We start from the raw sequence: 9,723 nt of genomic DNA on the forward strand, positions 1-9,723 counted from the left end.
TATCCCTACGCAGTTCTATAACTTATCCCTACCTTTTTTGCATAATCAGATAGTTTCATTCATTTAATGATCGTACATTCATAATTATATTATACTACAAATGTACATAAATGACTATAAATTCATTAAATTATTGTAGACATAAACTTGGTAATTGTTCACTTTTATAACTCAAAATTTTTTGGACTGCTGGCAAAGTAGGGTTGTTATCAAAGTTTTTCCGTGTGTCTCATGAAGTACACCCCAATTTGTTACCTGCTCCCTAATTTAGTAAAAAAAGAGGTCTATCTTGACCTCTTGACAACTCCCTAGAATGATGTTTTTTTTTGATATTAATTACATCAACCCAGCATTAGTACCTTGCTTACCGGTTGCTAGTTCTACTTTGACAATTTTGCCACCCATTTTTTGAATGCGTTGCTGTTCCCGGAACCAGTTTTCGTAAGGAACTAGTTTGGTAAAGTAAGTATTTTGTAACTCTCTTTGGGTACGAATTCGAGTTTGACTAGGGACACAAGCAGTAACTTTAAACATACGCGCCATATCTTATAGTCTCCTATGGTGATTGTGAAAAGTTTTTTATTTGAAAAAAAAATGGGAGTGTATATTCTATCAAAACATTTAAATCAATCACTCCAAGTCTGGAAATTAACTATCAATACCAGACCGCTAACACTCAACAAGATAAGCGGTAGAACGTTCTAGCACTCATAATTAATTTCCAGACTTTAATCAACCCGCACCTAATGTGTTAAGTGCAGTTGGGTCTTAGCTCAAGCCAGAGGAGATATAGTCTAAGTAAACGCCCATTTCTTTACCAGCGTCGGGGCCTACTAAACTAGCGGTTACTTCTTTGATGGCTTGGATAGCTTGTACTGTAGCACCTACGGGAACACCCAAGGAGTTGTAGGTTTCTTTCAAGCCATTCAATACGCGCTCATCTAGGATGGAAGGATCGCCAGCTAGCATTGCGTAGGTAGCATAACGTAGGTAGTAGTCCAAGTCGCGGATACAAGCAGCATAGCGACGGGTGGTGTACATATTACCACCGGGACGGGTGATATCAGAGTACAACAAAGATTTAGCTACTGCTTCTTTAACGATCGCGGCGGCGTTAGCACTGATGGTGGTAGCAGCACGGACGCGCAGTTCACCGGTGGAGAAGTAGCCTTTGAGCTTTGCGAGAGCTGCAGTGTCCAAGTATTTACCTTGAACGTCTGAAGCGTTAATGACAGAGGTAATTGCGTCTTGCATGTTGTTATTTCCTTATTTCCAATCGTATTGCAATACTTACGTTTCAGCAGAAGTAAAAACCGCTTCAGCTTACTGCATCGCACCGACGAGGTAGTCGAAGTAAGCGCCAGCTTCACCTGCGTCTTCAGCAGACAGCAAGCTAGCAGCAACATTCTTCATCGCGTTAACGCCACCAGCTACAGCGTCAATAGGAGTACCGAGGGATTTGTACATTTCCCGTACACCTACAACACCGATTTCTTCGATGGGGGTAACATCACCGGAAACGATTCCGTAGGTTACTAGGCGCAGGTAGTAGTCTAGGTCACGCAGACAGGTAGCTGTCATTTCTTGACCGTAAGCGTTACCACCAGGAGATACAACGTCAGGGCGCTTTTGGAACAACTGGTCACCAGCTTGCTTAACAATGCGCTCGCGGTTGTCGGTCAAAATTTGAGCGATGCGGAGGCGACGTTCACCACCGGAAACAAAGCTCTTGATGCGGTCTAGTTCGCCGGGGCTAAGATAGCGGGCTTCTGCATCAGCATTCACGATGGACTTCGTGACGATACTCATTAATGGATTCCTCCAGTACTAATGAAACCAGAATTTAATTAAACTGGTACGATTTTAAGTTTGGCAGTAGCTGAGTTTTTTGGTTTTTCCAGACTCAACAGTGCTATGGCACTGCGAACCTGCCGAGAAATCAACTACCTTCCGCAAAACATTTTCCGGCATTATGTTCACCATTTATCACTCTTGTTAATACTTTGTAATATTAATTCTTAGTTTGAACAGTGATTTTTGCCGGAAAGCTTGATTATACAAGATATGAGGGAGAGATTGGGGAAAATTAACTATCATCTCCCGGCTCCCTCCTCAATACCTAGCGATCGCCTGGTCTACCTGTCAATACAGCAGGTGATAAACTAGACCAAGATTGTTTCACCAAGTCAGCAGCCGCTTGCACACTACCAAGGTAGTTACCAGCAGGTAGTGATGGGTAGCGCTGATAAGGTACTACATCTTCACCGAAGTAGCGAGCATATTCAGCACTATCTACAATTGCTTCTACAGCCGCTCTTAAGCCGCTATCAGCCAGCAACTTGTTATATTGGCGGATTTCCCCCTGGGTAGCTGGTGCGCGTCCCAATAGATGACGGAATAGGAACTCAATCACCTTGGTATTAGGATAAGGGGTATAGAAGCGCTTGCGGTAGATTTCTGAACTAGCCAATTCCCGGACAAACTCCCGCACAGAGATTTCCCCGTTGCGCAGTTTGCTGTCTAAGTTAGAACGGCGGTAGTCCTGGGGAACTTGACCGCTAAATACATCCAAAACTTGACAGTAAGCCGCATCAATTACTAGCTGTTTCTCCCCTGGATTTGCATCTACAGTCATGCGGTGAATCCGTGCAGGTTTGCGGCGACTTGTACCTACACCCACTTCCACAGACTGACCGCGACCGTCATTGAAAGAACGACCCAACTCAATGAATAACGGCTTGGTTTTATCCATTTGCTTGGCTTGGGCTGCCAAATCTGCGATCGCCTTCGCTAAAATGGGGGTATTTGCCGATGCTATCCGAGGCTTGACAGTCTCAAAGCTAGGTACAACCAAATCATTATTTTGCTTGGTCAGCTGATTGTAAAGCTTTTCGGTATTGGGGAAATTAGCCGCAGGTAGAGTGGGGAAGCGACGGTAAGGAACCGTATCTTCACCGAAAGCCTGGCTATATTCCACACTTTCTACCATGGCATTAATAAAGGCGCGAATCCCTTGCGTAGCCAGAATTTGGTTATACTTACGGATTTCAGCCTGGTCTATTGGCGCACGTCCCAAGAAATGCTTAGTACCCAACTCAATTACCTTGGTGTTGGGATAAGGTGTATAGAACTCCTTCAAATACAGGTTAGAGTAACCCAGACCTGTAATAAATTCCTTCACACTAATTTCGCCATTGCCCAGCTTACTTTCCAAAGCTGTAAACTCATTCTTGACGATGTAGGGCGCAACATCCCGTTCAAAGATTTGGCGATAAGCAGCACTAATCACAGTTTGCACCGCCACCTTATTGATGGTATTTGCTACCAACTTAAAGACCTTGGTTTGTTCGCGCTTCTTGGTAACACCTTGATTAATGCGGAATTGAATATCTGGTTCTGTGCGGTTTTCCTTAACTGTACCCAGTTCCACAAACCGTGGTGTTTCCACCTTCTCAACCTTACCAGTACCCACATCTTCGCGAATACTACCAACCCGCAGATGGCGTAAAGACACACCCGCCGGAGTTAAATAGCGTTCATAAGGTACCGTATCCTCACCAAAGGCCTCGCTGTACTCTGGAGTATCGAGGATAGCATCTACCAGAGCGTAGAAGCCCTTCTTAGCAGCAATGTCAAAATACTTGTTATTCTCTTGACGACCGTAAGTCGGACGACCTAACAAACGGCGGTGGATGTACTCAATAGATTTACAAACATACAGAGATGTCCAGTACATCTTGCGGAATAAATCCGACTTCGCCAACATCCGCACAAACTCTCGCAGAGAAATTTCGCCATTTTCCAGCTTAATTTCTGCCACCTTCAGCCGTTGACCTTCGTAAACATCACGGCCAAAAACTTGCAGGTAAGTAGCTTTAATGACTGCTTGGGTAGAGCTTTCCGAGAACTTGACGCTCACACCCTGTCCACCCGTTCTGCTGAGAGTCGCGGGGATTTGGTCAAGTTTAAACACCTTGCGCCCCAAAGTTCCCGGAGCTTCGCCCCGCGCCTTGGGATTACTTAATTGGTTATTAATACCAGGACCTTGGTGAATCAAGATGCGGCGGGTATCCTTCCCAAAAGGAGCCGGACTACTGCTGGGGTTGCGGGTTTCTTTCGGGAAAATCGCCCCAAATTGAATTTCCAATGGGTCATTACCAGAACCATAAGGATGTTGGTCTGGTAGTGGCTGTTCGTAAGCTGCAAAGGTAGTAATAAACTGAGGTACTTTGCGGAAAGGCGCGCTGTACTTAAACAGGTCTTGCTGGGGTCCCCAGTTACGACATTCTTGGGCTTCCTGACCCAGACCACGCAGGTAGGGTACTGTTTCCTCCCCAAAGTAATCGCCGTATTCCTGAGAATCTACCAAAGCATCTACTAAAGCTGGTAGACCACCATTAGAAATGATTCCAAAGTATTTTTGTACCTCTTCCCGGCTGCTTGGCCCCCGTCCCAAAATGTGACGGAAAGCTAATTCAATAACACGGCTGTTAATAAAAGGCTGGTAAAACTGTTTTTGGTAAAGGGGAGATTTAGCGAGACGGCGGACAAACTCCTTCATGGAGATATCGCCATTTTTGACCTTAGATTCTAGGTCAGAGATTGACAAGCTATAAGCGCGGGTAATATCACGCTCAAAAATTTGCCGATAGGCTGCTTTGATGACCTCAATTTTTTCACTAGCTGATAAACCAGGCTTCATAGCAAACTTAGGTCTTCTTTCTGCTGCTACAGAGTAAATTTGTGGCAGTTGTAACCCTTGTTGGTCTGCTGAAGGACGTTGACGCAGCTTGTTAGAAGGTGTAGGTGCTTTGAACTCTGTGAGCAATACATCCATGTATTGAGACACAATTTCTGTGGCCTCAGCATCTTTGCGGAAATAAGACAGGGAAGCTGATTTAATTTCCTGCAAAGCCACAATGGTAGCTTCTGTAGAGCAAGCATTTTCGATGATTTCCCGCAAACCCCGTGTATTCACCACGATGATATTCGGGTCACCAGCCACAATCGCATAGGTAGCATAGCGCAAGAACCAGGACAAATCCCGCAAGCTCTTGGCCATGTTGCTCGGACCATAACGAGCGACGTTGATGGGTCTAAAACCCGGAGGTGTGGGACCGCCTGCAGAAGAGTTAAAGATAGAACGGAGATTTTCTAGGAACCCGCCACGAGTTTCAACGTAGGTGACAGTCCCTAGTTTCATTCCTTCGGCGACACTTCCCTCAGCGCTAGTCCCTGCAGTAGCCATTGCTAGCTCTGGTTCTTTGGGCTTTTCTAAGAACGCCATGGGTGAACCACCCACAAAAATCCGGTTAGCCGCACGAGATACGATAATCTCAGAGTTTTCTGTCAGGGTTTGCGCAATTGCTAAACGTTTCGCACCAGAGGCAAAATAGCTAGCCAGTTCGCTTAGTTCACCTCTACCCAAAAAGCGGTCTTGTTGTTCCGCTTGGGAAATTGTTGATACAGTCAGGGTTTGATACAGTTGCGGACGCGCAACTGAGCTTCCACCACTTGCCTTAACACTCATCGAATTTGTAAAACTCCCATGATAATTATTTATGTGTTAAGTCTGGGTTGTTTTGAGGCTTGACACATAGGTGTGATTATGCATTAGGAGTACCGCCTGCAAAACTGCCAGTAAATTAACCCAGTTAGCTTTAGATTAGAACGTTTTGCGGTTACTCTGTTAATTTATTAAGAAGTATGTAGAATTTGTCATCTCCCGGCCTGATCACCAATAAGTATATATTCTCATTCAGGGCTAAAACTGCTGGTAGTACAGGAAGGGCAGAAAAACTAAGCATACTTTTTGACCAATATACAATTATTTAATATTTATTTAATATTTATTTAATATTTTAATTACATAAATACTTTAGTATTATAAAATACCCCAGTTGCTCTATAACCCCACATCCGCCAGATGTTTCATGGCTCTTAATTTCCGCGAGAATTACTAAAACGAATAATTAGATAGCTCATAGATAAGGCCAGAATAGCTAAACCTAAACCAATGATGTCAACCCCCCGCACCTTCTCTAAATCTAAAATAATAATTTTTCTAGATACAGCAATTAGGGAGGTGACAATAACTAACTCTACTTGAAAAACGTGTCTCCTCAGATAAGCTGTAATATTTTCTAATATTTCTAAAGCAATTAATATATTTAAAAATAGCCCAAAGACGTGAAATAATTTCGTATTAATATAGCCATAGGGGGTAGTTAATACTTCCTTAATTATAAAAAATCCTAAATCTAGGATGGCCACCAAAATCACTAATACCATCAAGATAGATAGAATTTTAGATACTATCACCTCCACAATTTCAATGACGTGCATGAAATTTTCATCTCTAGTCAACATCAAAATACGTCTGATTAATTTCCTCATAACCGCACCCAAATGTAAATAAGCTAAATCACCCCAGAAATCAAATTACCATATAATAGGGTCTTAATAGAGTCTAAAAATTAATCAGCCATATTTGCATAAGCCTATTCATTTATCCTATCTTGGCAGTACAGAAGGTTAAATTATGTAACATAAATTACCATAAGATCAGATATATGGTACTGATTTGATAGTTGACATTAAAAATCACCTACTATCACCTACTATATTGAACAACATTATGCTCAATAAAATTCGCCGGTTTTGGAGTAAGTCTAGAAAAATCAACAATCAACCACTAAATACAGTCAGTTTAGTAGTGATTATAGTGATTGACATTTTCATATTAATCAATGTCTTTACAGGATTGAGTGATATTAGTACATGGTATATCAGCCCATACCAGGCTTATCCCTGTTATTCACCATGGCAAGACTACAGAAACCAAGACAATGTAGATAAAGACTTTAACATTATCAACAGTTCATTATCCCAAAGCCCTGATCAACCCAGCCAAGAGCAAATTTACCAAGAAGTAGAACAGAGACATTTAGGTAAAGTGTCTCCAACTTGTTTAGAATATAGCAGATATCAAGACAAAATTAACAATCCTCAAAACCAGAAAACTCTTAAAAGTATTGAGCAGCAACAAGCAAAGGTAAATCAATTAACAGAAACTAATAGCCAGATTCGGGCTGAATACCCCACCACACTTTTAGAAAAAATTGCTGAATTACCCAGAGACCAGTCAATTAGCTTAGTAGATGCAGCCAAAGCTAAACAAAATTTAGATGCGAATAGCCGGCAAATTTCTACACTAAAAGCTGAAATTAGTCAATTAAAAACTCAAATTATTACTAAACCAGAAAGCACTAATTTTATAGAGTTTCTCAAGCAGGATAATAATTTTAAACCAGTAGAAGTAAATTATCAGCGGGCTTTATTTTGGTATCCCAGTATTAAACTGATTTTGCAGTCTTTGTTTTTGGTACCGCTAATTTTAATCGCTTTTTCAGTTCATAAATTTTCTGAACGCCGAGAATATGGGTTAATATCTTTAATTAGTTGGCATTTGCTGGTAATATTCTTTATACCCTTAATTCTGAAAGTCTTTGAATTTCTGCAAGTTGGGGTGTTATTTCAATTTATATTTAATATCGTCAGCAGAATACTCGGCGGGTTGCTGTTCCTGATTAGTTATGTTTACATATTGTTAATTCCCGTAGTAGGTTTTGGCATTATCCAGGTTTTTCAAAGAGTTATTTTGAATACCAAAGCCCAAGCAGTTAGGAGAGTCCAGGAATCACGCTGTATTAACTGTGCGAAAAAAATCCGCAATCATGATGCCTACTGTCCCCATTGTGGTTATTATCAATATGTTGAATGTCCCAATTGCCACAATTTAACCTATAAGTATTTACCACATTGTCATCATTGCGGTGCTTCCCAAGATTCAACCACCAGTTGATCTATGAGGATGGTAAGGGATTTTTGACAACAGATTACGGGTAAGTATGGTATCTGTTGTCATTATTAATAATGATGTACTTCAAATCCATGTAAAATCGCTTTTACATTTTTCCATTATAATTAGAGAAAGTACACTTAATAGTTTTGACATATTCCCTGAGCCTAACAGAAAACGCTGTTAAAAACCAGCCATGAAAGAAATCATTGCTGCTAACATCCTCCGCTACCGCAAAAGTGTGGGCTTGTCTCAAGAGCAACTTGCAGAACAAGCCTCTGTAACTCGTCAGAGCATCAACAACTACGAAAACGCCAAAACCTTACCAGACAGCAAAATCCTCTCAGCCCTGGCCCGTGTTTTGGGTGTAACACTTGATGATCTGCTACGTCCTCCCAGTGAAGGACTGCTTAACTTCCGGTTCCGCGCCCATGGCTCTTTTGACAAAACCCCCCAGTTTGCAGCCCAGGTGTTACGAATCCTGCAAACTTATCACGCCCTAGAACAAGCCGTTGGCTTACCTACTTACACCCCAGAAAGTACACCTTGTCACCAAGTAGAAGGGAACGAAAAGCGCATTCAGGGAATAGCTGCTTTATTTCGTCATCGTCTCGGCTTGGGTGAAGCCCCCATTGCCAACTTATTTCAATCTGTAGAAGAAATCGGTTTAAAAGTTGTACGTCAACCCATTCCCATCAAAGGTTTCTTTGGTGTGAGTGCTTGCAGTGATATTGAAGGCGCATTTGTCTTAGTCAACACCCACAACATCACTATTGAACGTCAATTGTTTACCCTTGCTCATGAAATTGGACACCTCATATTTCACCGCGTAGAATACCAAGATACCTTAGTTGAGTCAGGAAGCAAAACAGAAGAAAAGGCACGGGAAAAGGTAGCTGATTATTTTGCCAGTCACTTACTTGTACCTCAAGCTGAATTTGAGCGGATGTACGCGCTCACCCAAGATGTTGTCAAACTCAAACGGCATTTTCGGGTAAGTTATTTAGTTATTTTGAATCGTTTAGCAGCGATGGGAATCATTGAATTTGCTAAAGAAAAAGCTAAAATTTGTGCAATTTATCAAAAGAAACATCATGGTGAATCTTTGCAAAACTCAATGGAATTACCACCAGCCATTGGAATAGAAGAATACCCAGAAAATGAACGTTATGAATGTCTAATTTGGCAATGTTTGAAAATGGGCAAAATTTCGGAAATCAAAGCAGCAGAACTGCTCAATTTAACTGTGGAAAAACTACGGGTGCGTCGTCAAGAGAATCAGGTTTATGCGATCGCTTAAGGGTACCATTCTTGACGCTACTGCACTCATTGATTTTTGCTACCTAAAGGAGTGGGGATGGCTGCAACAACAGTATTGGGTTTGAATAACAAAAATATAGTCATATATATTCAGATATTAACAATTGATTGACACAACTACAAAATAATGTTATTATATATGATGTTTTGCATGTGTATCATATATGCAAGTTGTGGAGCGGCATATCATTCAAAGAAATCATCCCCATTATCAGGAGATTGATCAATTATGTTTTGCTGCCAAAAACCTCTACAATTATGCTAACTTTCACATTCGCCAAAGTTTTATCTTTGCTCAAAAATACCTCGATTACAATTATTTAGCAAAACAATTAAAATCAACAGAACCATACCAAACCTTACCAGCCAAAGTTGCCCAACAAGTATTATTAGGGCTACAGCGCAACTGGTATTCTTTTTTTGCAGCAATTAAAGCTTATGCAGAAGATAAATCTAAGTTTTTAGGTAGACCGAAACTACCCAAATATAAACACAAAGAAAAAGGTAGACATTTATTAGTTTACACAGCCCAAGCAGTGAGT

General features: G+C 41.4%; 7 protein-coding genes and 1 pseudogene. 3 read left to right on the forward strand and 5 right to left on the reverse strand.

The features are described 5' to 3' along the window. Positions 1-336: 336 nt before the first annotated feature. The 5 genes from NWP22_RS10095 to NWP22_RS10115 all read right to left on the reverse strand — a co-directional run bounded on the left by NWP22_RS10095 (position 337) and on the right by NWP22_RS10115 (position 6,396). Positions 337-543: a phycobilisome linker polypeptide gene (locus tag NWP22_RS10095; RefSeq protein WP_200988402.1), complete on the reverse strand. Its 207-nt coding sequence runs from the start codon at positions 541-543 to the stop codon at positions 337-339. A gap of 225 nt (positions 544-768) precedes the next feature. Then, positions 769-1,254: an allophycocyanin subunit beta gene (apcB, locus tag NWP22_RS10100; protein ID WP_271734166.1), complete on the reverse strand. Its 486-nt coding sequence runs from the start codon at positions 1,252-1,254 to the stop codon at positions 769-771. 69 nt (positions 1,255-1,323) lie between these two features. Continuing rightward, the gene (gene apcA, locus NWP22_RS10105) at positions 1,324-1,809 is read right to left on the reverse strand and encodes an allophycocyanin subunit alpha (protein WP_271734165.1); all 486 of its coding nucleotides are present in this window, start codon (positions 1,807-1,809) and stop codon (positions 1,324-1,326) included. 310 nt (positions 1,810-2,119) lie between these two features. Next, on the reverse strand, positions 2,120-5,530 hold the full coding sequence (locus NWP22_RS10110) for a phycobilisome rod-core linker polypeptide (protein WP_271734164.1): 3,411 nt from the start codon (positions 5,528-5,530) through the stop codon (positions 2,120-2,122). 410 nt (positions 5,531-5,940) lie between these two features. Continuing rightward, positions 5,941-6,396 (reverse strand): phosphate-starvation-inducible PsiE family protein, encoded by a 456-nt coding sequence (locus tag NWP22_RS10115; protein WP_271734162.1) that lies wholly within the window; start codon positions 6,394-6,396, stop codon positions 5,941-5,943. Between the two features lie 241 nt (positions 6,397-6,637). Between NWP22_RS10115 and NWP22_RS10120 the strand changes: the two genes are divergently transcribed. From NWP22_RS10120 to NWP22_RS10130, 3 genes and pseudogenes are all read left to right on the forward strand, one after another. After that, complete coding sequence (locus NWP22_RS10120; RefSeq protein WP_280801835.1) at positions 6,638-7,864, forward strand: zinc ribbon domain-containing protein; 1,227 nt, start codon at positions 6,638-6,640, stop codon at positions 7,862-7,864. 193 nt (positions 7,865-8,057) lie between these two features. Continuing rightward, a complete protein-coding gene (locus tag NWP22_RS10125) occupies positions 8,058-9,161 on the forward strand; it encodes an XRE family transcriptional regulator (RefSeq protein ID WP_271734160.1) in 1,104 nt (367 codons plus the stop codon). Positions 9,162-9,345: 184 nt separating this feature from the next. Next, positions 9,346-9,723 (forward strand): annotated as a pseudogene (locus NWP22_RS10130) (RNA-guided endonuclease TnpB family protein); the annotation flags it as partial.

Source organism: Anabaenopsis tanganyikae CS-531, from assembly GCF_029891675.1.
GTDB classification, from domain to species: Bacteria; Cyanobacteriota; Cyanobacteriia; order Cyanobacteriales; family Nostocaceae; genus Anabaenopsis; species Anabaenopsis arnoldii.

Coding starts and splice junctions, on each gene's coding strand:
- apcB (WP_271734166.1), bottom strand. CDS start 1,254: ATGCAAGACGCAATTACCTCTGTCATTAACGCTTCAGACGTTCAAGGT.
- NWP22_RS10125 (WP_271734160.1), top strand. CDS start 8,058: ATGAAAGAAATCATTGCTGCTAACATCCTCCGCTACCGCAAAAGTGTG.
- NWP22_RS10095 (WP_200988402.1), bottom strand. CDS start 543: ATGGCGCGTATGTTTAAAGTTACTGCTTGTGTCCCTAGTCAAACTCGA.
- apcA (WP_271734165.1), bottom strand. CDS start 1,809: ATGAGTATCGTCACGAAGTCCATCGTGAATGCTGATGCAGAAGCCCGC.
- NWP22_RS10110 (WP_271734164.1), bottom strand. CDS start 5,530: ATGAGTGTTAAGGCAAGTGGTGGAAGCTCAGTTGCGCGTCCGCAACTG.
- NWP22_RS10115 (WP_271734162.1), bottom strand. CDS start 6,396: ATGAGGAAATTAATCAGACGTATTTTGATGTTGACTAGAGATGAAAAT.
- NWP22_RS10120 (WP_280801835.1), top strand. CDS start 6,638: ATGCTCAATAAAATTCGCCGGTTTTGGAGTAAGTCTAGAAAAATCAAC.